21 protein-coding genes are annotated in these 20932 nt (G+C 62.8%); 14 read left to right on the forward strand and 7 right to left on the reverse strand.

Features of this window, described 5'->3' with window-relative positions; translation table 11 throughout:
• Positions 1–18: 18 nt before the first annotated feature.
• Positions 19–1263, reverse strand: coding sequence for a pyridoxal phosphate-dependent aminotransferase (locus tag ISS20_RS00245; protein WP_291432681.1), 1245 nt, complete (start codon positions 1261–1263; stop codon positions 19–21).
• Between the two features lie 149 nt (positions 1264–1412).
• Here ISS20_RS00245 and ISS20_RS00250 point away from each other — a divergent pair, with 149 nt between their 5' ends.
• From ISS20_RS00250 to ISS20_RS00265, 4 genes are all read left to right on the forward strand, one after another.
• On the forward strand, positions 1413–1784 hold the full coding sequence (locus ISS20_RS00250) for an Mth938-like domain-containing protein (protein WP_291432682.1): 372 nt from the start codon (positions 1413–1415) through the stop codon (positions 1782–1784).
• 224 nt (positions 1785–2008) lie between these two features.
• Positions 2009–2494 (forward strand): peroxiredoxin, encoded by a 486-nt coding sequence (locus ISS20_RS00255; RefSeq protein WP_015013251.1) that lies wholly within the window; start codon positions 2009–2011, stop codon positions 2492–2494.
• 239 nt (positions 2495–2733) lie between these two features.
• Positions 2734–4494: a PhoH family protein gene (locus ISS20_RS00260; protein WP_291432683.1), complete on the forward strand. Its 1761-nt coding sequence runs from the start codon at positions 2734–2736 to the stop codon at positions 4492–4494.
• Position 4495: 1 nt separating this feature from the next.
• Complete coding sequence (locus ISS20_RS00265; RefSeq protein WP_291432684.1) at positions 4496–4882, forward strand: hypothetical protein; 387 nt, start codon at positions 4496–4498, stop codon at positions 4880–4882.
• A 129-nt stretch (positions 4883–5011) separates the two neighbouring features.
• Here the strand turns inward: ISS20_RS00265 and dnaB are convergent, their stop codons facing one another.
• From dnaB to rpsF, 5 genes are all read right to left on the reverse strand, one after another.
• Complete coding sequence (gene dnaB, locus ISS20_RS00270) at positions 5012–6424, reverse strand: replicative DNA helicase (protein WP_056061481.1); 1413 nt, start codon at positions 6422–6424, stop codon at positions 5012–5014.
• A 167-nt stretch (positions 6425–6591) separates the two neighbouring features.
• A complete protein-coding gene (gene rplI, locus ISS20_RS00275; protein ID WP_015013247.1) occupies positions 6592–7044 on the reverse strand; it encodes a 50S ribosomal protein L9 in 453 nt (150 codons plus the stop codon).
• 12 nt (positions 7045–7056) lie between these two features.
• Entirely contained in the window at positions 7057–7338 is a 282-nt protein-coding gene (gene rpsR, locus ISS20_RS00280; RefSeq protein ID WP_005795932.1) for a 30S ribosomal protein S18, read from the reverse strand.
• 17 nt (positions 7339–7355) lie between these two features.
• Complete coding sequence (priB, locus tag ISS20_RS00285; protein WP_291432685.1) at positions 7356–7646, reverse strand: primosomal replication protein N; 291 nt, start codon at positions 7644–7646, stop codon at positions 7356–7358.
• Between the two features lie 15 nt (positions 7647–7661).
• Positions 7662–8039: a 30S ribosomal protein S6 gene (rpsF, locus tag ISS20_RS00290; protein ID WP_015013245.1), complete on the reverse strand. Its 378-nt coding sequence runs from the start codon at positions 8037–8039 to the stop codon at positions 7662–7664.
• Between the two features lie 308 nt (positions 8040–8347).
• Between rpsF and grpE the strand changes: the two genes are divergently transcribed.
• The 3 genes from grpE to dnaJ all read left to right on the forward strand — a co-directional run bounded on the left by grpE (position 8348) and on the right by dnaJ (position 12174).
• On the forward strand, positions 8348–8899 hold the full coding sequence (grpE, locus tag ISS20_RS00295) for a nucleotide exchange factor GrpE (protein ID WP_291432686.1): 552 nt from the start codon (positions 8348–8350) through the stop codon (positions 8897–8899).
• Between the two features lie 92 nt (positions 8900–8991).
• Positions 8992–10944: a molecular chaperone DnaK gene (gene dnaK / locus ISS20_RS00300; RefSeq protein ID WP_291432687.1), complete on the forward strand. Its 1953-nt coding sequence runs from the start codon at positions 8992–8994 to the stop codon at positions 10942–10944.
• A gap of 84 nt (positions 10945–11028) precedes the next feature.
• The gene (gene dnaJ, locus ISS20_RS00305; protein WP_056061470.1) at positions 11029–12174 is read left to right on the forward strand and encodes a molecular chaperone DnaJ; all 1146 of its coding nucleotides are present in this window, start codon (positions 11029–11031) and stop codon (positions 12172–12174) included.
• Between the two features lie 39 nt (positions 12175–12213).
• On the opposite strand, the gene ISS20_RS00310 is transcribed toward dnaJ, so the two are convergent.
• Positions 12214–13158 (reverse strand): lytic transglycosylase domain-containing protein, encoded by a 945-nt coding sequence (locus tag ISS20_RS00310; protein WP_291432688.1) that lies wholly within the window; start codon positions 13156–13158, stop codon positions 12214–12216.
• A 235-nt stretch (positions 13159–13393) separates the two neighbouring features.
• Here ISS20_RS00310 and ISS20_RS00315 point away from each other — a divergent pair, with 235 nt between their 5' ends.
• The 7 genes from ISS20_RS00315 to asd all read left to right on the forward strand — a co-directional run bounded on the left by ISS20_RS00315 (position 13394) and on the right by asd (position 20859).
• Positions 13394–14758: an MBL fold metallo-hydrolase gene (locus ISS20_RS00315; RefSeq protein WP_291432689.1), complete on the forward strand. Its 1365-nt coding sequence runs from the start codon at positions 13394–13396 to the stop codon at positions 14756–14758.
• 136 nt (positions 14759–14894) lie between these two features.
• Positions 14895–15851: a LysR family transcriptional regulator gene (locus ISS20_RS00320; RefSeq protein WP_291432690.1), complete on the forward strand. Its 957-nt coding sequence runs from the start codon at positions 14895–14897 to the stop codon at positions 15849–15851.
• 21 nt (positions 15852–15872) lie between these two features.
• Positions 15873–17294, forward strand: coding sequence for a 3-isopropylmalate dehydratase large subunit (gene leuC, locus ISS20_RS00325; protein WP_291432691.1), 1422 nt, complete (start codon positions 15873–15875; stop codon positions 17292–17294).
• A gap of 69 nt (positions 17295–17363) precedes the next feature.
• The gene (locus tag ISS20_RS00330) at positions 17364–17489 is read left to right on the forward strand and encodes an entericidin A/B family lipoprotein (RefSeq protein ID WP_005795904.1); all 126 of its coding nucleotides are present in this window, start codon (positions 17364–17366) and stop codon (positions 17487–17489) included.
• Positions 17490–17500: 11 nt separating this feature from the next.
• Entirely contained in the window at positions 17501–18151 is a 651-nt protein-coding gene (gene leuD / locus ISS20_RS00335; protein WP_291432692.1) for a 3-isopropylmalate dehydratase small subunit, read from the forward strand.
• Between the two features lie 89 nt (positions 18152–18240).
• Complete coding sequence (gene leuB, locus ISS20_RS00340) at positions 18241–19314, forward strand: 3-isopropylmalate dehydrogenase (RefSeq protein ID WP_291432693.1); 1074 nt, start codon at positions 18241–18243, stop codon at positions 19312–19314.
• A gap of 414 nt (positions 19315–19728) precedes the next feature.
• The gene (asd, locus tag ISS20_RS00345) at positions 19729–20859 is read left to right on the forward strand and encodes an aspartate-semialdehyde dehydrogenase (RefSeq protein ID WP_291432694.1); all 1131 of its coding nucleotides are present in this window, start codon (positions 19729–19731) and stop codon (positions 20857–20859) included.
• Positions 20860–20932: the final 73 nt, after the last annotated feature.

Consider the following 20932-nt stretch of genomic DNA (forward strand, 5'->3'; position numbering starts at 1 on the left):
TTTGGGCAACGCTAAGGATCAGGCCGCGAGTGCCGCGGCGAGCTGCTTTCGCTTGCGGTATTGCTCCAGGAAGCGTGCAACGCGACCAATGGCGTCGCGCAGATCGTCTTCATGGGGCAGGAACACGATGCGGAAATGGTCGGGAGCAGACCAGTTGAAACCTGTGCCTTGCACCAGCATCACCTTGGTTTCCTGCAGCAGCTCAAGGAAAAACTGCTGGTCGTCCTCGATGGGATACACCGCCGGATCGAGGCGCGGGAACATATACAGCGCGGCCTGAGGCTTCACGCACGTCACGCCCGGAATGGCCGTGATCAGTTCATAGGCCAGATCACGCTGCTTGCGCAGGCGGCCGCCCTCGCAGACGAGTTCGTTGATGCTCTGGTAGCCACCCAGCGCCGTCTGCACGGCCCACTGGCCAGGCACGTTGGCACACAGACGCATGTTCGAAAGCATGTTCAGGCCCTCGATGTAGTCCTTGGCAGGCTTCTTGTCGCCCGAGACCACCAGCCAGCCAGCACGGTAACCGCAAGACCGGTAGCTCTTGGACAGCGAGTTGAAGGTGAGCGTGAGCACATCCTCGCTCAACGAACCAATGGCCGTGTGCTTGGCGCCGTCGTACAGCACCTTGTCGTACACCTCATCCGCAAAGATCACCAGGCCGTGTTCGCGGGCGATGGCGACGATGCCCTTGAGCAGCTCGTCAGAATACAGCGCACCTGTGGGGTTGTTGGGGTTGATGACCACGATGCCTTTGGTGCGCGGCGTGATCTTGGCGCGGATGTCATCCAGATCGGGCATCCAGCCATTGGCCTCGTCGCACAGGTAGTGCACCGGCGTGCCGCCCGACAGGCTGGCCGCCGCCGTCCACAACGGGTAGTCGGGCGATGGCAGCAACAACTCATCGCCCGTGTCTAGCAGCGCGTTAGTTGCCATCACGATCAGCTCGCTGGCGCCGTTGCCCAGGTAGATATCGTCCAGCGCAACTCCCTTGATGCCCTGCTTCTGGGTCTCGTGCATCACGGCCTTGCGGGCAGCGAAGATGCCCTTGCTGTCCGAGTAGCCCGCCGAGTTGGGCAGGTTGCGGATCATGTCCTGCTGGATTTCTTCGGGGGCATCAAAGCCGAACACCGCCAGATTGCCGATATTGAGCTTGATGATCTTGTGCCCGTCCTCCTCCATCTGCTTGGCCGCGTCCATGATCGGGCCCCGGATGTCGTAGCAAACATTGGCAAGCTTGGCGGATTTTTGGACGGTTTTCATGCGCTGACAGTAGTGCGGTGGGGTCAGGAGGCAGCCGGAGCCGGCGCCCTCAGGCGAAACCTATAATTTGACCACAGAACCGCAGTCCTCCCCTTGAGCCAAGAGCCGCTGCCAAGCCCCGCAGCACCTAAGGCCCACCACTTCCTGCCATGAAATTCCAGCCCGACCGCTCCAACGCACAGACCATCAGCGGCTACGGCCCTGGCTGGATCGGCATCGACGCCGACAAAATCACCCACAGCGTCATCATTGGGTCGACGGGCCTGCGCCAGCCCTGGCCATGCACCCGCTTCGAGGATCTGACCCCGGAGCATTTTGCCCAGCTGGCCGGGCTGGAAACCGAACTGGTTATTTTTGGCAGCGGTCTGCGCAACCGTTTTCCCCCGCCCGCGTGGCTCGCGCCCCTGATCGAGCGGCGACTCGGGCTGGAGACCATGGACACCCAGGCAGCCTGCCGGACATACAACATCCTGGCCAGCGAAGGGCGCAACGTGGTCGCAGCCCTGATTCTGGAAGTCTGAACGCGCGCCCACCTCCTGCCTGGAAGCCGGACGCACCGGGAATGCAACTTATGCACAGCCTTGCCAAAGTGCCTGCCGCGCCATGCCGGACACACTGTCTTACATTTGGCCGGGAACCGATTTCAGGGTAAAATCACGGGTTGCGGTCGGGGGCACCACCAAGAGCAATAACACACCCACTCCCCCGGCTTACCAACGACTACATCCTGAGAGATTGAAGTGATATGGCGATCGTTGTCAACAAACCCCTCCCTGAATTTGAAGCCAACGCAACCGGTGGTATCAAGGTCTCCAACACCTCCCACCTTGGCCAAATTCTGGTTCTCTACTTCTATCCCAAGGACAACACGCCGGGCTGCACCACGGAGGCCATGCAGTTTCGCGACAAGTACAAGGATTTCGTAAAGGCGGGCGCCGCAGTGTTCGGCGTCTCGCGCGACAACATGAAGTCGCACGACGACTTCAAGGAAAAGCTGGAACTGCCTTTCGAGCTGATCGCTGACACCGAAGAGAAGATGTGCCACATGTTCGGCGTGGTCAAGAACAAGATCATGTACGGCAAGAAGGTCAAGGGCATTGAGCGCAGCACCTTCCTCATCGGTCCCGATGGCCTTCTGGTACAAGAGTGGCGCGGCCTCAAGGTGCCAGGCCATGTGGACGAAGTTCTCAAGACCGTCAAATCCCTTAAGGCCCTGAAAAAGGCCGCCTGAGCTGACGGCCTGATCACATAAGGGCAGTTGCACCCACTGCAATCCATCCAAGGGCTCTGGGGCATCTACGCGACACACCGCCCGTTTTGCCCTGGCAAGACACACGGAGTGGGCATAATGGATCAATGCCCCTGGTTATTGCACCGTTAGCACCCACCCAAAAAGCCGCCTCGGCCTCCAGGCGGCTTTTTGCTTTCTGACCCATCCGTCACTACTTTACCGACCGAGGCCCTGCCACCATGCCCCTGCCCCCCGCCCCCAGCCGGCGCGCTGCACTCCTCGCGCCAGAAGCCTTTGAAGTCACGGCCCGCCCCCGCGTAGTAACCACCTCGGCCAACGAAGCCGTTGCTACACCCCAGCGCACCACTACGGCCCCAACCCGCGCCGGACGCAAGGCAGACAGCGTGGCCTCGTCGCTGGCAGCGCCCGAAACGGCCCCACTGGTTCAGATCGAGACCCGCGCCCGCACACCCGAACCCGCCGCTGCCCCTGTGGCACGCAGCACAGGCACGCGCAAGGCGCGCAGTACCAGTACCCCTGCTTCCGTCACCGTCAGCGCCGCGCCAGCCACCGCGCCCACCACACGCAGCCGCAAATCCGCATCGCAAGGCCCGACCAAGCTCTTTGTGCTGGACACCAACGTGCTCCTGCATGACCCGACCAGCCTGTTCCGCTTTGAAGAGCACGACATCTTCCTGCCGATGATCGTGCTGGAAGAACTGGACGGCCACAAGAAGGGCATGACCGAAGTGGCCCGCAATGGCCGCCAGGCCAGCCGTACCCTGGATGCACTGGCTGCCGCCCAAGGCGCCGACATGGCCAAGGGCCTCAAGCTCGACTCCACCGGCCAGCGCGCTGCGGGTGGCCATCTGTTCTTCCAGACGGTGCCACTGGACTACAGCCTGCCGACCAGCCTGCCCCCGGGCAAGGCCGACAACCAGATCCTGGGTGTGGTCGAAGCCCTGCGCAAGCTGCACGCCCCGCGCGAGGTGGTGCTGGTGTCCAAGGACATCAACATGCGCGTCAAGGCGCGCGCCCTGGGCCTGAACGCCGAGGACTACCAGAACGACAAGACGCTGGAAGACGGCGACCTGCTGTACGCCGGTGTGCTGGCCCTGCCCCCCGACTTCTGGGCCAAGAGCGGCAAAAACGTGGAAAGCTGGCAAAGCGGCGCCCACACCTACTACCGCATTGGCGGCCCCATCGTGCCGCAGCTGATGATCAATCAGTTTGTGTACTTCGAGGCCCCCGGCGAGCCCAGCCTGTTTGCGCGCGTGAGCGAAATCCGCGAGAAAACAGCGGTGCTGCAGACGCTGAAGGACTACGGTTCTGCCAAGAACGCGGTATGGGGCGTGACCACACGCAACCGCGAGCAGAACTACGCCATGAACCTGCTCATGGATCCCGAGATCGACTTCGTGACGCTGACCGGCACCGCTGGCACCGGCAAGACGCTGCTGGCCCTGGCTGCAGGCCTCACTCAGGTGCTGGACGACCGCCGCTACACCGAAATCATCATGACCCGCGCCACCGTGAGCGTGGGCGAGGACATCGGCTTCCTGCCCGGCACCGAGGAGGAAAAGATGGGCCCCTGGATGGGCGCGCTGGACGACAACCTGGAGTTCCTGGCCAAGGGCGACGGCGGGAATGCGGGCGAATGGGGCCGCGCAGCCACCAACGAGCTGATCCGCAGCCGCATCAAGATCAAGAGCATGAACTTCATGCGCGGGCGCACCTTCCTGAACAAGTACGTCATCATCGACGAGGCGCAGAACCTGACGCCCAAGCAGATGAAGACGCTGATCACCCGCGCAGGCCCCGGCACCAAGATCATCTGCATGGGCAACCTTGCACAGATCGACACGCCGTACCTCACCGAAGGTTCCTCGGGCCTGACCTATGCCGTGGACCGCTTCAAGGGCTGGCCGCACAGCGGTCACATCACGCTGGCGCGTGGTGAACGCTCACGCCTGGCAGACTTTGCCAGCGAGGTGCTCTGAGTTGGCTGCAGGCTGGGTTGCAGCACTGAAACTGGTGCCCTGGGGCGACGTCATCGAGGCGACGCCCCAGATCCTCCAGGCGGCCAAGAAGCTGCTGGGCACCACCCAAAAGGGGAATGCTGAAGCTGCTGCGGGTGCACTCAAAAGTGCTGGTGGCGAGCCCGCCATTCCCGTGGCCTTGCAACTGGAACATCTGCGCGAGCGGGTGGCACTGCTGGAGCTGGAGCAGCAAGAATCTGCCGTGCTGATCCAGTCGCTGGCCGAACAGAATGCCCAGGTGGTTCAGGCGGTGGAAGTGCTACGCCGACGCCAGCAACGGCTCACCATGGCGGTGAGCGTGCTGGCAGTGGCATGCACAGGTTTGCTGGTGTGGGTACTGATGAAATAGTGCAATAGTGCGACCACGCATGCTGCGCGACTGAAACCACGGGCGCTGCCAGGCATAGCACCTGAACTCGTCCGCTATAAATTCAATAGCTGCTAGCGCATATAAAACCGGCGCTAGCAGCTATTTTTATTAGAAATCGTCGCCTGAACCCATCGCCAGGTTCTCAAAGCGCGTCTGGTTCTTCTGGAAGAACAGCTTCACGGTGCCCGTGGGGCCGTTCCGCTGTTTGCCGATGATGACCTCGGCCACGTTGGGCTCCTTGGAGTCCTTGTTGTAGTAGTCGTCGCGGTAGATGAACATGATGATGTCCGCGTCCTGCTCGATGGCGCCCGATTCGCGCAGGTCGGACATCATGGGGCGCTTGTCGGTACGCTGCTCCACCGAGCGGTTGAGCTGAGACAGCGCGATCACCGGGCACTGCAGCTCCTTGGCCAGCATCTTCAAACCCCGGGAAATTTCGCCCAGCTCCGTCGCCCGGTTGTCCGATCCCGACGAACCCGAGCCGCTCATGAGTTGCAGGTAGTCCACCACGATCAGGCCCAGCTTGCCGCACTGGCGCGCCAGACGGCGCGCGTTGGCACGCAGCTCGCTGGGCGTGAGGCCCGGGGTTTCGTCGATGTGCAGCGACACCGTGCGCAGCTTCTCGATGGCTTCGGTCAGGCGTGGCCATTCATCGTCGGTGAGCTTGCCGGTGCGCAGGTTGCCCTGGTTCACCCGGCCGATCGAGCCCACGATACGCACCGCCAATTGAGCGGCGCCCATTTCCATCGAGAAGATGGCGACCGGCAAGCCCTCGTTGAGCGCTACGTGCTCGGCAATGTTCACCGCGAACGAGGTTTTGCCCATGGACGGACGCGCCGCCAGCACCACCATGTCGCCCGCCTGCAGGCCACTGGTCATGCGGTCCAGGTCGGCAAAACCGGTAGGCACGCCCGTGACGTCCACGGGGTTGTCCGCCATCTCCTGCACCCGGTCGAGCAGGTCGATCACTAGCGTGTCGAGCGACTGGAAGCCCTGTTTGGTGCGCGAGCCCTCTTCGCCAATGGCAAAGATCTTGGCCTCGGCCTCATCCAGGATGCGCTCCACCGTTTTGCCCTGGGGATTGAACGCATTGGTCGAAATTTCGTCACTGGCGGTGACCAGCTTGCGCAGGATGGCGCGCTCGCGAACGATTTCGGCATAGCGCCGGATGTTGCTGGCGCTGGGCACGTACTGCGCCAGATTGTTCAGGTAGGCCAGCCCTCCCATCTCCTGCGCCTTGCCCTGGTTTTGCAGGTGCTCGAACACCGTGATCACGTCGGCTGGCTTGCTGGCATTGATCAGCGCGCCAATGGCCGTGTAGATCATCTGGTGTTCATGGCGGTAGAAATGACTCTCCACCAGCAGGTCGCCCACACGGTCCCAGGCATTGTTGTCCAGCAGCAGGCCGCCCAGCACGCTGGACTCCGCCTCGATGGAGTGCGGCGGCACACGCAGCTGGGCAATTTCACGGTCCGGTACGGGCGTGAAACCATCGTCAAGGGGGGGGAAAACGGCAGACATGGAATCCTCGGAGCGAACTTGGCATCCTAGCGCCCACAAGGCGCTGCGTCATGGCACAAGTCTGTGGATAAGGCGGGGGCAAGCAGTGGGCAACCGTGTACAAGCCAAGGTCACACAAAGACAAAAGCCGCCCGAAGGCGGCTTTTTCAAAAAGTCCTGACGGACGATCAGGCGGTTTCGCCGTAGACCGATACGTTGACTTCCACGACCACATCGGTGTGCAGAGCCACGCTCACAGCGCTGTCGCTGACGACCTTGATCGGGCCGTTGGGCAGGCGGATTTGCGACTTGGCAACCTTGTAACCTTGCTTGTTCAGCTCTTCGGCGATGTCGTGGTTGGTCACGGAACCAAACAGACGACCGTCCACGCCAGCCTTTTGCGTCAGCTTGACGGTGGTACCGGCCAGCTTTTCGCCTTGGGCTTGGGCTTCTGCCAGCTTGGCAGCAGCGGCCTTTTCGAGTTCAGCGCGCTTGGCTTCGAACTCTGCCTTGGCAGCTTCGGTGGCGCGACGGGCGCGGCCAGCGGGGATCAGGAAGTTGCGGGCGTAGCCGTCTTTGACCTTGACGATTTCACCGAGGTTGCCGAGGTTCACAACCTTGTCGAGCAGGATGATTTGCATGGGTTGTGCTCCTTAGATCTTGTGCTGGTCGCTGTAAGGCACCAGTGCCAGGAAGCGTGCACGCTTGATGGCGGTGTTCAGCTGACGCTGGAAGATGGCGCGCGTGCCAGTCAGGCGTGCGGGGATGATCTTGCCGTTTTCGGCGATGAAATCGCGCAGCGTATCGACATCCTTGTAGTCGATTTCTTCAACACCAGTCACCGTGAAGCGGCAAAAGCGCTTGCGCTTGAACAGCAGGGACTGGGTATTGCGCTTTGGGCGCTTGTCTTTGTTGAACTTCTTGAACGTGGCCATTGCGGACCCCTTGAAAATTAATTTTGTTGAATATCCTGGATGTGCAGCACTGCAGTCTTGCCATTGCGCGGTGTGGCCAGAAATCCATGAAAAGTCCAGAGACTTCCGATGTTCTGCCTTGCCAGTCGCTCAGCCATCGCACCAAATGCAATGGCCTTCATGGCGGCCTTGACTTCGCGGGGGTGGCCTGCCTCGGTTTGCTGGGACTCGTGTTCGAGGCGCAGCGTGAGGGCAGACAGTCCGGCTGGCGTGTATCGCAGGGGCTCAGCCTCTGCGATACAGGCGGTCAAGACGACGCGGTTCTCCACTCCAAAGAGAAAGGATCAGCGCTCGCCGGCCGCTGCGTATTCAGCTTGGCTGGCCTTGCGGGCTTCTTCGCGCTCGACGGTCTTCATCATGGAAGAAGGGCCGGTTTCAGCCTTCTTCTTTTGCACGGTCAGGTGGCGCAGCACGGCGTCGTTGAACTTGAAGGCATGTTCGAGTTCAGCCATCACAGCCTGGTCGGCTTCGATGTTCACGCACAGGTAGTGAGCCTTGGCCAGCTTGTTGATCAGGTACGCCAGTTGACGACGGCCCCAGTCTTCCACGCGGTGCACCTTGCCACCGCCAGCGGTGATCATGCCCTTGTAGCGCTCCAGCATCGCTGGAACTTGTTCGCTTTGATCCGGATGGATCAACAAAATGATTTCGTAATGACGCATGCAGACTCCTTTTGGGTGAGACCACCCACCGCGTCTAGAAGTGGTGTGGCAAGGGAAAGCCTGCGATTATAGCCCGACAGCTAGCGCTTGTACACTCCGGTTGCTCCAAACCGCATCGACTATGGCCGATCGCCTCTCAATCGGAGGCACGGCACTTGCAAAACCGGCAGCTGGGCCGACATGCGTTACAACAACGCGCGCCATACCGTGACCAACACAATGGCATATCCCTGGCGCAGACCTTGATATAGCCGGGCGAGCCCCCAGATACCGCGCGTACCGTTTTTTTCACCTCTTCAGATCCTGACATGTCAGACCAAAGCCAAACCACCCCCGCCCCGAGCGCCCCTGCCCCCGAAGAAGTCGAAGCCGCCATGGCTGCCCACGCCTCTGACGAGCTGGCACGCCTTCAGGGCGAACTGGCCGAGCTGAAAGCCAAAAGTGCCGATCTGGCCGACCAGTTCCTGCGCGCCAAGGCCGAGGCCGAGAACGCCCGCCGCCGCGCTGAAGAGGAAGTTTCCAAGGCCCGCAAGTTCGGCATCGAGAGTTTTGCAGAGAGCCTGCTGCCCGTGGCCGACAGCCTGGACGCCGCCCTGGCCATCAAGGAAGCCACGCCCCAGCAGCTGCGCGAAGGCGCCGACGCCACGCTGCGCCAATTGACGTCCGCGCTGGAGCGCAACAAGGTGGTGGCCATCAACCCCGCCGCAGGTGCCAAGTTCGACCCCCACCAGCACCAGGCCATCAGCGTGGTGCCAGCCGAGCAAGAAGCCAACACGGTGGTGGCCGTACTGCAAAAGGGCTATGTGATCGCCGAGCGCGTGTTGCGCCCTGCCCTGGTCACCGTGACGGCGCCCAAGTAAGCCGCAAAAAAATCGAACCGGAAGACTTGAACCAAACCAAGTTATCCACAAGTTACTAGCCATCCAAACCATTCAAGCATTCGGAGAAAATCATGGGAAGAATCATCGGCATTGACCTGGGCACCACCAACAGCTGCGTCTCCATCATGGAGGGCAACACGACCCGCGTGATCGAAAACAGCGAAGGTGCACGCACCACGCCATCCATCGTGGCCTACCAGGAAGACGGCGAGATCCTCGTCGGCGCCTCGGCCAAGCGCCAGGCCGTGACCAACCCCAAAAACACGCTGTACGCCGTCAAGCGCCTGATCGGCCGCAAGTTCACCGAAAAAGAAGTGCAAAAGGACATCGACCTGATGCCCTACAAGATCGTGGCGGCTGACAACGGCGACGCCTGGATCGAAGTGCGCGGCAACAAGCTGTCGGCCCAGCAAGTGTCTGCCGACATCCTGCGCAAGATGAAGAAGACGGCCGAAGACTACCTGGGTGAGCCCGTGACGGAAGCAGTCATCACCGTGCCCGCGTACTTCAACGACGCCCAGCGCCAGGCCACCAAGGATGCTGGCCGCATTGCGGGCCTGGACGTCAAGCGCATCATCAACGAGCCTACCGCTGCAGCCCTGGCCTTTGGTCTGGACAAGCAGGAAAAGGGCGACCGCAAGATCGCCGTGTATGACCTGGGTGGCGGCACGTTCGACGTGTCCATCATCGAAATCGCCGATGTGGACGGCGAAAAGCAGTTCGAAGTGCTGTCGACCAACGGCGACACCTTCCTGGGCGGCGAAGACTTCGACCAGCGCATCATCGACTTCATCATTGACGAGTTCAAGAAAGAGTCGGGCGTCAACCTCAAGAATGACGTGCTGGCCCTTCAGCGCCTGAAGGAAGCGGCCGAGAAAGCCAAAATTGAACTGTCGAACTCGGCCTCGACAGACATCAACCTGCCCTACATCACGGCCGATGCATCGGGCCCCAAGCACCTGAACATCAAGCTGACCCGCGCCAAACTGGAGCAACTGGTGGAAGAGCTGATCGAGCGCACCATCGCCCCTTGCCGCATGGCCATCAAGGACGCTGGCGTGTCGGTGTCTGACATCCATGACGTGATCCTGGTGGGCGGCATGACCCGCATGCCCAAAGTGCAAGAAAAGGTCAAGGAATTCTTCGGCAAGGACCCCCGCAAGGACGTGAACCCTGACGAAGCCGTGGCCGTGGGCGCCGCCATCCAGGGCCAGGTGCTGTCGGGTGACCGTAAGGACGTGCTGCTGCTGGACGTGACGCCCCTGTCGCTGGGAATCGAAACCCTGGGCGGTGTCATGACCAAGATGATCACGAAGAACACGACCATCCCGACGAAGTTCGCACAGACCTTCTCGACGGCCGACGACAACCAGCCTGCCGTGACCATCAAGGTCTACCAGGGCGAGCGCGAAATGGCTACCGGCAACAAGCTGCTGGGCGAGTTCAACCTGGAAGGCATTCCACCGGCAGCCCGCGGTGTTCCGCAGATCGAAGTGTCGTTCGACATCGACGCCAACGGCATCTTGCACGTGGGCGCCAAGGACAAGGGTACGGGCAAGGAAAACAAGATCACCATCAAGGCCAACTCGGGCCTGTCGGAAGAAGAAATCCAGCAGATGGTGAAGGACGCCGAACTGAATGCGGCCGACGACAAGAAGAAGCTGGAGCTGGTGCAGGCCCGCAACCAGGGTGAGGCCGCCGTGCACAGCGTGAACAAGAGCTTGGCCGAACATGGCGACAAGCTCGACGCTGGCGAAAAGGACGCGATCGCCGCAGCCGTGAAGGCCTTGGAAGAAGCCCTCAAGGGTGAAGACAAGGCCGCGATTGACGAAAAGACCACGGCGCTGATGGCTGCCAGCCAGAAGCTGGGCGAAAAGATGTACGCCGAATCCCAGGCAGCGCAAGCTGCTCAGGCTGCCGGTGGTGCAGAGGCCGCAAGCGCATCGGCTGGTGGTGCGTCAGCCAAGCCCGCAGACGACGACAACGTCGTCGATGCCGAGGTGAAGGAAGTCAAGAAGGGCTGAACGAGCCCCCGTTGACCCGAGCCGCCGCGCAATGCCCGTCAGGGGCTGCGCGGCGTTCCTGTTCCAACCGGGTTCTGAATCACTATGTCCAAACGAGACTTTTACGAAATCCTGGGCGTTCCCAAAAACGCCTCGGACGAAGAAATCAAGAAGGCCTATCGCAAGCTGGCGATGAAGCACCACCCTGACCGCAATCAGGGCGATGCGGCCAAGCCTGCCGAAGAGAAATTCAAGGAGGCCAAAGAGGCCTACGAGATGCTCTCCGACCCACAAAAGCGCGCTGCCTACGACCAGTATGGCCACGCCGGGGTAGACCCCAACATGCGTGGCCCTGGGGGCGCGGGCGCGGAAGGGTTTGGCGGTTTTGCAGAAGCTTTCGGCGACATCTTCGGCGACATGTTCGGCCAACAAGGCGGGCGCGGGCGCGGCGCCGGTGGACGCCAGGTCTACCGTGGCAGCGACCTCAGCTACGCCATGGAGATCACGCTCGAAGAAGCAGCCCGTGGCAAAGACGCGCAGATCCGCATCCCGTCCTGGGACACCTGCGACACCTGCCATGGCAGTGGCGCCAAGCCCGGCACCAGTGCCAAGACCTGCGGCACCTGCCAGGGTGCGGGCACCGTGCAGATGCGCCAGGGCTTCTTCAGCGTGCAGCAGACCTGCCCCCACTGCCGCGGCACGGGCAAGATCATTCCGGAGCCTTGCACGACCTGCCATGGCCAAGGCAAGCTCAAGAAGCAAAAGACGTTGGAAGTGAAGATTCCTGCGGGCATCGACGACGGCATGCGCATTCGTAGCACCGGCAACGGCGAACCCGGCACCAACGGCGGCCCACCGGGCGACCTGTACATCGAGATCCGGTTGAAGAAACACGACATCTTCGAGCGCGATGGCGACGACCTGCACTGCCAGGTACCCGTGAGCTTCATCACGGCAGCGCTGGGCGGCGAGATCGAGGTTCCCACGCTGCAAGGCAAGGCGGCCATCGACATCCCTGAAGGTACCCAGGCCGGCAAGCAGTTCCGCTTGCGCGGCAAGGGCATCAAGGGCGTGCGCGCCAGCTACCCCGGTGACCTGTACTGCCACATTGCGGTCGAGACGCCCGTCAAGCTCACCGAACACCAGCGCAAGCTGCTGCGTGAACTGGAAGATTCCCTCAAGAAGGGCGGAGCGCGCCATTCGCCCAGCGGCGAGAGCTGGACGGACCGGTTGAAGAACTTCTTCAGCTGATCCAGCCGCCACTGCCCTCAGCGAAAACCGCCCGCAGCTTCATGGCCCGGGCGGTTTTTTCATACGCACTGCAGGCTGCAGGACCAGCCCTGTGGACTTGCCCGGCCGCTCGTGCTGGGGCGCGCGATAAAAGCCGAGGATGCGGCGCACGTATTCCCTGGTCTCGCTGTAGGGCGGCACACCGCCATGACGTTCTACCGCTTTCTCGCCCGCGTTGTAGGCAGCCGAAGCCAGTGCCACATCGCCCCCAAAACGGTCCAACAACCAGCGCAGGTAGGTCAGCCCCCCGCGCACGTTCTGCTCGGGGTTCCATACGTCGCGCACGCCAAAACGCTCTGCCGTCTCGGGGATGAGCTGCATCAGCCCCTGCGCGTTCCTGGGCGACAGCGCCCGCGCCTGAAAGTTGGACTCAGACCGCACAATGGCCAGCGCCAGGCGCGGGTCCACCTCGAAACGAGGCGCGAGCCGCTGCACCAATTCAGCGTGACGGCGCTTGTCGTCGGGCAGGTTGCTGACATAGCGGTCCACCACCTCCTGGGGCACGACCTCCTGAGCAGAATCGCGCACCTCCAGCCGGGGCGCCTCGCCCGTGGTCAGGCAGTCCGGCAGGCGGTCGCCCAGCACCAGCCCCTCGGAGAGGCCGCGCGCCTTTTCGTGCCCTCGTTGGGCGGCCAGGGCCAGCAAGGTGGCGGCTGCTGCTGGGTCGGGCACCACATCGCGCCCCCTCATCAGCAGGCTGCCCAGGCGGTACTGCGCCTCCACACTGCCATAACGAGCGGCATCGCAGTACCGCTGTGCGGCCCGGTGCGGCTGGCGCCGCACTTCGGCGTCATAGCCCTCTTCGAGCCATCGCGACAGCACAGGAGGCTCGTCAGCCCATTCGGGCGGATCGTCCAGGGCCTGCGCGCGCACCTGCGGCCCGCCCGTCAGCAAAACTGCTGCCAGCAAGGCGCTGTGCGCGTGACGGGAATACCTGGGTTGCATACCTTGACCTTTGGGATAAAGGTCCCGCCAGAACGGGGCATCAGGAGATGGGTTGCCCACTGTAGTACGGCCGGGGGATTTGCAACAGAAAAACATTGCCAGCGGTAATTTCTTGATCTGAGGCAAGAATCCGCCCACCAGCCGCAGCCCTGGCCGATCTGCGCAGTAGCATCAAAGCCCACCAGTCGGCCTGAGGGCCGCAATCAGGGCAAGAATGGGGACAAGGAGCATCGGTATGAACGTCAACATCACCTTTCTGGGCGGCTCTGGCACCGTCACCGGCTCCAAGTACCTGGTGCGCTGCAACGGCGAAAGCCTGCTGGTCGATTGCGGCCTGTTCCAGGGCTACAAGCAACTGCGCCTGCGCAACTGGCAGCCCCTGCCCGTCACACCGCACCAGATCGACGCCTTGGTGTTGACCCACGCCCATCTGGACCACAGCGGCTACCTGCCCCTGCTGGCGCGCGACGGCTACACCCATGCCATCCACTGCACCCCGGGCACGCGTGACCTGTGCACCATCCTGCTGCCCGACAGCGGGCACCTGCAAGAGGAGGACGCCGCATTCCTCAACCGCCACCAGCTCAGCAGCCACAGCCCCGCACTGCCCCTGTACACCCGGCTCGACGCACTGCACTGCCTCAAGCAGTTCCAGAGCCACCCATTTCACAAGGCTTTCGAGCCCCTGCCCGGCTGGCGCGTGACGTTTTCGCCTGCAGGCCACATCCTGGGCGCCGCCAGCGTGCTGCTGGAGGTGGGAGGCCGACGCATTCTTTTCTCGGGCGACCTGGGCCGGCCCGATGACCTGCTCATGAACCCGCCCGACGCACCACCCCAGGCCGACACGGTGCTCATCGAGTCCACCTACGGCGACCGCGAGCACCCACCCGAAGGCTTGCTCGACGAACTGGGCCCGGCACTGCAGCGCCTGGCAGCGCGTGGCGGCATTGCCGTAGTGCCGGTGTTTGCCGTGGGGCGTGCACAGGTGGTGCTGCACGCGATTGGCCTGCTCAAGGCACAGGGTGTGGTGCCCGCATCGCTCAAGGTGTTTCTGGACAGCCCCATGGCCGTCAGTACCACGGGGCTGTTCCAGCACCACATGCAGGAACACCGCCTGAACGGCCGCGAGGTGCAGGCGCTGGAGCATGGTGCGACCATGATCCAGACGCCCGAGCAATCCAAGGGGCTGGCCAAGCTGCATGGCCCCATGGTCATCCTGTCGGCCAGCGGCATGGCCACCGGGGGGCGCGTGCTGCACCACCTGGCACTGCACGCGGGCGACCACCGCAACATGATCATCCTGACCGGTCACCAGGCCCCGGGCACCCGTGGTGCGCGGTTGGCAGAGGGCGAAAAGACCATCCGCATCCACGGACAGGACGTGGCCGTGCGCGCCGAGGTGGTGCGGCTGTCCTCTGCGTCAGCCCACGCTGATGGCAACCAGCTCATCGCCTGGCTGCGCAGCATGGGCCACGCGCCAGACCAGGTGTATGTGGTGCACGGCGAAATGGGCGCCTCGGACCTGCTGCGCCAGCGCATTGAGCATGAGCTTCGCTGGCGTGCCACTGTGCCAGAACACGGTAGCACCTGCACCGCCTGAGCCACGGTAGCGTTTTGGGCCTCAGCGGTTCTACCCTCGCGCAGAAGGGCAGCGCCGCCATCGCATATCGCGATGTCAAAGCGGCAGTAATGCGGGGAAAATAGGGAATCTTCTCATTTCGAGAAGCCCAAACCCCATGAAAAGCTCCGAGCGCAGTTTTGCGCGCCGTATCGACCTCACCTCGCTGCAACTGTTTGTGGCGGTGTGCGAGCTCGGCAGCATCGGCCGTGCGGCCGAGCGCGAATTCATTGCGGCATCGGCCGTCAGCAAGCGCCTGTCGGACCTGGAAACTGCGGTGGACACCGCACTTCTCTACCGCCACAGCCGGGGCGTCACCCTTACACCCGCAGGCGAGAGCCTGCTGCACCACGCGCGCACCGTGCTGTTCGGGCTGGAGCGCATGCAGGGCGAACTGAGCGAATACGCCGATGGCGTACGCGGCCATGTCCGCATGCACGCCAACATCTCCGCCATCTTCCAGTTTCTGCCCGAAGATCTGGGCGCCTTTGCGCGCGAGCACAGCCAGATCAAGATCGACCTGCAGGAGCACCTCTCCAGCGATGTGGTGCACGCCGTGCAAGAGGGAGCCGCCGACCTGGGCATCTGCAACATCGGCATGGCGAATGGGGGCGGAGCCCTGGAGCTGCAAAGCCGCCCCTACCGCGCCGACAATTTGGTGCTGGTTGTGCCTCGAGCGCATGATTTATCTGCGCTGGATGCTATTAATTTTGAAGACGTCCTGGACTGGGACATCGTGGGCCTGCATGCCAACAGCAGCATCAGCCTGGCCATGCGCGCCGCTGCCGCTGCTGCCGGGCGCCCGCTGCGCCAGCGCATCCAGGTCACGGGGCTCGATGCCATGTGCCGCATGATCGACAACGGCCTGGGCGTGGGCCTGCTGCCCGACCGGGCGTTTGAACTGATGCGCGGCGTGGGCAACCTGCAAGCCATTCCGCTGACCGATGCCTGGGCCCACCGCGAACTGCGGGTGGTCGCCCGCGACTTTGACGCCCTGCCTGTCACCGCACGACTGCTGGTCGAGCACCTGGCACCCCGGCCAGACCCCGACACTAAAATCCAATCACCCACCTGAAAGCAGAAAGAAAGCCACGCCATGGGACGCACCCTGTACGACAAGATCTGGGACGAGCATGTCGTCCACACCGAAGAGGACGGCACCTCCATCCTCTACATCGACCGCCATCTGGTGCACGAAGTCACCAGCCCCCAGGCGTTCGAAGGCCTCCGCGAGGCGGGCCGCAAGGTCTGGCGCATGAGCTCTATCGTGGCCACCGCCGACCACAACACGCCCACCACGGGTTGGGAAAACGGCTACGACGGCATCACCGATCCGATCAGCAAGGAACAGATCACCACGCTGAACGACAACATCGCGCAGATCACACCGGCAGCGTTCTTCCCCTTCATGCACAAGCGCCAAGGCATCGTTCACGTGATCGGCCCTGAAAACGGCGCCACCCTGCCCGGCATGACCGTGGTGTGCGGCGACAGCCACACCAGCACGCACGGCGCGTTTGGCGCACTGGCCCACGGCATCGGCACCTCCGAGGTCGAGCACGTGATGGCCACGCAAACCCTGCTGGCCAAGAAGGCCAAGAACATGCTGGTGCAAGTGGACGGCACGCTGGCCAAGGGCGTCACGCCCAAGGACGTGGTGCTGGCCATCATCGGCAAGATCGGCACTGCGGGTGGCACGGGCTACACCATCGAATTTGCAGGCTCCGTCTTCCGCGCAATGAGCATGGAAGGCCGCATGACCGTGTGCAACATGGCCATCGAAGGCGGCGCACGCGCAGGCCTGGTGGCGGTGGACGACAAGACTATTGAATACGTCAAGGGCCGCCCCCTGTCGCCCACGGGCGTGGAGTGGGACCAGGCTGTGGCTTACTGGAAGACGCTGCATTCGGATGCCGACGCCACGTTCGACACCGTCGTCAAGCTCGACGCGGCCGACATCCAGCCGCAAGTGACCTGGGGCACCTCGCCCGAAATGGTGCTGGGCATTGACGCCCGCGTGCCCGACCCGGACAAGGAAAAGGACGCCAACAAGCGCGGCGCTATCGAACGCGCCCTGACCTACATGGGCCTGCAGCCCGGCAAGCCGATCAACGACATCACCATCGACAAGGTGTTCATCGGCTCTTGCACCAACAGCCGCATCGAAGACATGCGCGAGGCCGCCGCCGTGGTCAAGAACCTGGGCCGCAAGGTGGCCAGCAATGTGAAGCTGGCCATTGTCGTGCCTGGCTCGGGCCTCGTCAAAGAGCAGGCCGAGCGCGAAGGCCTGGACCAGATCTTCAAGGCCGCAGGCTTTGAATGGCGCGAGCCCGGCTGCAGCATGTGCCTGGCCATGAACGCCGACCGCCTGGAGCCCGGTGAGCGCTGCGCCTCCACCAGCAACCGCAATTTTGAAGGCCGCCAGGGTGCTGGTGGTCGCACACACCTGGTGAGCCCCGCCATGGCTGCAGCTGCTGCCGTGCATGGCCACTTCGTGGACATCCGCCAGTTTTCCTGAGCCGAACGCTCATCCCATCATCCGCCCGTTGTCCTCTCTACTGCCCCAACCGCCTGAAGGAGCCTTGTCATGAAAAAGACCGCCACCCTCATCGCCCTGTCCCTGGCCTTTGTGCTGGCTGGCTGCAATACCGTCAAGGGTGTGGGCCAGGACATTGGCAAAGCAGGCAGCGCCATCGAGCGGGCCGCCAAGTAACTAATACCGCCATGCAAAAATTCACCTTGCTCAAGGGCCTTGTGGCCCCCATGGACCGCGAGAACGTCGATACCGACGCGATCATTCCCAAGCAGTTCCTCAAGTCGATCAAGAAGACCGGCTTTGGGGTGAACCTGTTTGACGAATGGCGCTACCTGGACCACGGCGAGCCGGGCCAGGACCCCACCAGCCGCAAGCCCAACCCCGACTTCGTGCTCAACCAGCCGCGTTACCAAGGCGCCAGCATCCTGATCGCACGCAAGAACTTCGGCTGCGGCTCCAGCCGCGAGCACGCGCCCTGGGCCTTGGATCAGTTCGGCTTTCGCGCCATCATCGCGCCCAGCTTTGCCGACATCTTCTTCAACAACTGCTTCAAGAACGGCCTGCTGCCCATCGTGCTGCCTGACGCCACAGTGGCCCAGTTGTTCGACGAAGTGCTGGCCTTCCCAGGCTACCAGCTCACCATCGACCTGGAGCGCCAAGTCATCGTGCGCCCCCAAGGCGAAGAGATCCCGTTCGACGTGCAGGCGTTTCGCAAGTACTGCCTGCTCAACGGGTTTGACGACATCGGCCTGACCCTGCGCCAGTCCGACAAGATCAAGGCCTTTGAAGCCCAGCGGCTGGCGACCAAGCCCTGGCTGGCGCACACCATGGTGTCGTGAGACGGGACGAGCATCCAAAATATCAGTCAGACTGGCCTCTAGCGCTTTACTCATAAGCGCTAGCAGCTATCAAAAACAAAGCAAATTCAATGAAAATCGCAGTTCTGCCGGGTGACGGCATTGGCACCGAAATCGTCTCTGAAGCCGTCAAGGTTCTGGAGGCCCTGGAACTCCCATTCGAGATGGAATCCGCCCTGGTGGGCGGCGTGGCGTATGACGCCCACGGCCACCCACTGCCCGAGTCCACACTCAAGCTCGCCAAGGAAGCCGACGCCATCCTGTTCGGCGCTGTGGGCGACTGGAAGTACGACAAGCTCGACCGCCCCCTGCGCCCCGAGCAAGCCATCCTGGGCCTGCGCAAGAACCTGGGCCTGTTCGCCAACTTCCGCCCCGCCATCTGCTACGAGCAACTGGTAGGCGCATCGAGCCTCAAGCCCGAGCTGATTGCGGGCCTCGATATCCTCATCATCCGCGAGCTGACGGGCGACATCTACTTCGGCCAGCCGCGCGGCCGCCGCGTGGCCACTGACGGCCACTTCCCAGGCGCCGAAGAAGCGTTTGACACCATGCGCTACAGCCGCCCCGAGATCGAGCGCATCGCCCACGTCGCCTTCCAGGCCGCGCGCAAGCGCAACAAGAAGGTCACCAGCGTGGACAAGGCCAACGTGCTGGAAACCTTCCAGTTCTGGAAGGACGTCATGACCGAGGTGGGCCAGCAGTACCCAGACGTGGAACTCCAGCACATGTACGTGGACAACGCGGCCATGCAACTGGTCAAGGCCCCCAAGGCGTTTGACGTGGTGGTCACGGGCAACATGTTCGGCGACATCCTGAGCGACGAAGCCTCCATGCTCACCGGCTCCATCGGCATGCTTCCCTCGGCCTCGCTCAACAGCAGCAACCAGGGCCTGTACGAGCCCAGCCACGGCAGCGCCCCCGACATCGCCGGCAAGGGCGTGGCCAACCCGCTGGCCACCATCCTCTCGGCAGCGATGATGCTGCGCTTCAGCCTGAACCAGGAAGCCGCCGCCCAGCGCATCGAAGCCGCCGTGCAAAAGGTGCTGGCCCAAGGCCTGCGCACGCCCGACATCTACAGCGAAGGCACGACCAAGGTGGGCACGGCGCAGATGGGCGACGCCGTGGTGAAGGCGCTGAAGGCGTAACCCCCCCCAGCCCTTCGAGCCTTCCACAGCGGCGGCGCGTGGCATCCACAAAAGGCGATCCTCTGTGATCGCCTTTTTTTATGGGCGTGGACCGACTCGCACACCCATCCAGCCCTCCAGTGGCACTGTTGCAAAGCGGACCATGGCGTTCCCGCAACGCTGCAAGCCCCGTGCAAGCCCCGTGCAAGCCACGATCCAGTACAATCGATCGCATGTTTGCCGCCCGCCCGTTCAACCTGAACACCGCTACTGCCGCCCTGGCAGGCGTGGCCGCGCGCGCAATCACCACCAAAACCACGACCATTATTAAGGGCTGATCCAGCTCCGGTACCGTCGTGCGCCCTCTCCCGGCCAGACGAGCCGGGGCAAACAGTCTGGTCTGGCACTGTTTCTAAATCTGAAAGGGGCGTTGAAATGAGCAAGTTGGTAGGTTTGGTCGGCTGGCGCGGCATGGTCGGCTCGGTGTTGATGGACCGCATGGTCGAGGAAAAAGACTTCGACCTGATTGAGCCGTTGTTCTTCTCGACATCCAACGCAGGCGGCAAAGCCCCCACGCAGGCCAAGAACGAAACCACACTGCAAGACGCCTTCAACATCGACGCCTTGAAGCGCTGCGACATCATCATCACCGCACAAGGCGGCGACTACACCACTGAAGTCTTCCCCAAGCTGCGCACTGCGGGCTGGAACGGCCACTGGATTGACGCCGCTTCCACCCTGCGCATGGAAAAAGACGCGGTCATCATCCTTGACCCCGTCAACATGCCCGTCATCAAGGACGCGCTGGCCAACGGCGGCAAGAACTGGGTGGGCGGCAACTGCACCGTGAGCTGCATGCTGATGGGCGTGGGCGCGCTGTACAAGGCCGGTCTGGTCGAGTGGATGAGCACCCAGACCTACCAGGCTGCATCGGGCGGCGGCGCGCAGCACATGCGCGAATTGCTAACCCAATACGGCACGCTCAACGCCGAAGTGAAGGCCCTGCTCGACGACCCCAAGAGCGCCATTCTGGAAATCGACCGCAAAGTCATCGCCAAGCAGCGCGCCCTGACCGGTGCCGAAACCGCCAACTTCGGCGTGCCTCTGGGCGGCTCATTGATCCCCTGGATCGACAAGGACCTGGGCAACGGCCAATCCAAGGAAGAATGGAAGGGCATGGCCGAAACCAACAAGATCCTTGGGCTGGGCGAGGGCTTCAGCTCTGCGGCCATTCCCGTGGACGGCTTCTGCGTGCGCGTGGGTGCCATGCGCTGCCACAGCCAGGCCCTGACCTTCAAGCTCAAGAAGGACGTGCCCGTGGCCGACCTCGAGGCCATGATCGCAGCCGACAACGAGTGGGTGAAAGTGGTACCCAACACCCGCGAAGCCACCATCAAGGACCTGACCCCCGTGGCCGTGACCGGCACCATGACCATCCCTGTGGGTCGTATCCGCAAGCTGGCCATGGGACCTGAGTACGTCGGCGCCTTCACCATCGGCGACCAGCTGCTGTGGGGGGCCGCAGAGCCACTGCGCCGCATGCTGCGCATCCTGCTCAACGCCTGAACGCCCCACCCCATAAGCGCGCGCAAGCCCTCTTGCGCGCGCTTTTTTGCGCCTGAGACATCGACACACTCGG

The sequence above is a fragment of the Acidovorax sp. genome, assembly GCF_016783915.1.
Lineage (GTDB): Bacteria > Pseudomonadota > Gammaproteobacteria > Burkholderiales > Burkholderiaceae_C > Acidovorax.

Excerpts from the sequence above, each read along its gene's own strand:
- ISS20_RS00245 (WP_291432681.1), bottom strand. The coding sequence starts at position 1,263 with ATGAAAACCGTCCAAAAATCCGCCAAGCTTGCCAATGTTTGCTACGAC.
- ISS20_RS00250 (WP_291432682.1), top strand. The coding sequence starts at position 1,413 with ATGAAATTCCAGCCCGACCGCTCCAACGCACAGACCATCAGCGGCTAC.
- ISS20_RS00255 (WP_015013251.1), top strand. The coding sequence starts at position 2,009 with ATGGCGATCGTTGTCAACAAACCCCTCCCTGAATTTGAAGCCAACGCA.
- ISS20_RS00260 (WP_291432683.1), top strand. The coding sequence starts at position 2,734 with ATGCCCCTGCCCCCCGCCCCCAGCCGGCGCGCTGCACTCCTCGCGCCA.
- dnaB (WP_056061481.1), bottom strand. The coding sequence starts at position 6,424 with ATGTCTGCCGTTTTCCCCCCCCTTGACGATGGTTTCACGCCCGTACCG.
- rplI (WP_015013247.1), bottom strand. The coding sequence starts at position 7,044 with ATGCAAATCATCCTGCTCGACAAGGTTGTGAACCTCGGCAACCTCGGT.
- rpsR (WP_005795932.1), bottom strand. The coding sequence starts at position 7,338 with ATGGCCACGTTCAAGAAGTTCAACAAAGACAAGCGCCCAAAGCGCAAT.
- rpsF (WP_015013245.1), bottom strand. The coding sequence starts at position 8,039 with ATGCGTCATTACGAAATCATTTTGTTGATCCATCCGGATCAAAGCGAA.
- grpE (WP_291432686.1), top strand. The coding sequence starts at position 8,348 with ATGTCAGACCAAAGCCAAACCACCCCCGCCCCGAGCGCCCCTGCCCCC.
- dnaK (WP_291432687.1), top strand. The coding sequence starts at position 8,992 with ATGGGAAGAATCATCGGCATTGACCTGGGCACCACCAACAGCTGCGTC.
- dnaJ (WP_056061470.1), top strand. The coding sequence starts at position 11,029 with ATGTCCAAACGAGACTTTTACGAAATCCTGGGCGTTCCCAAAAACGCC.
- ISS20_RS00310 (WP_291432688.1), bottom strand. The coding sequence starts at position 13,158 with ATGCAACCCAGGTATTCCCGTCACGCGCACAGCGCCTTGCTGGCAGCA.
- ISS20_RS00315 (WP_291432689.1), top strand. The coding sequence starts at position 13,394 with ATGAACGTCAACATCACCTTTCTGGGCGGCTCTGGCACCGTCACCGGC.
- ISS20_RS00320 (WP_291432690.1), top strand. The coding sequence starts at position 14,895 with ATGAAAAGCTCCGAGCGCAGTTTTGCGCGCCGTATCGACCTCACCTCG.
- leuC (WP_291432691.1), top strand. The coding sequence starts at position 15,873 with ATGGGACGCACCCTGTACGACAAGATCTGGGACGAGCATGTCGTCCAC.
- ISS20_RS00330 (WP_005795904.1), top strand. The coding sequence starts at position 17,364 with ATGAAAAAGACCGCCACCCTCATCGCCCTGTCCCTGGCCTTTGTGCTG.
- leuD (WP_291432692.1), top strand. The coding sequence starts at position 17,501 with ATGCAAAAATTCACCTTGCTCAAGGGCCTTGTGGCCCCCATGGACCGC.
- leuB (WP_291432693.1), top strand. The coding sequence starts at position 18,241 with ATGAAAATCGCAGTTCTGCCGGGTGACGGCATTGGCACCGAAATCGTC.
- asd (WP_291432694.1), top strand. The coding sequence starts at position 19,729 with ATGAGCAAGTTGGTAGGTTTGGTCGGCTGGCGCGGCATGGTCGGCTCG.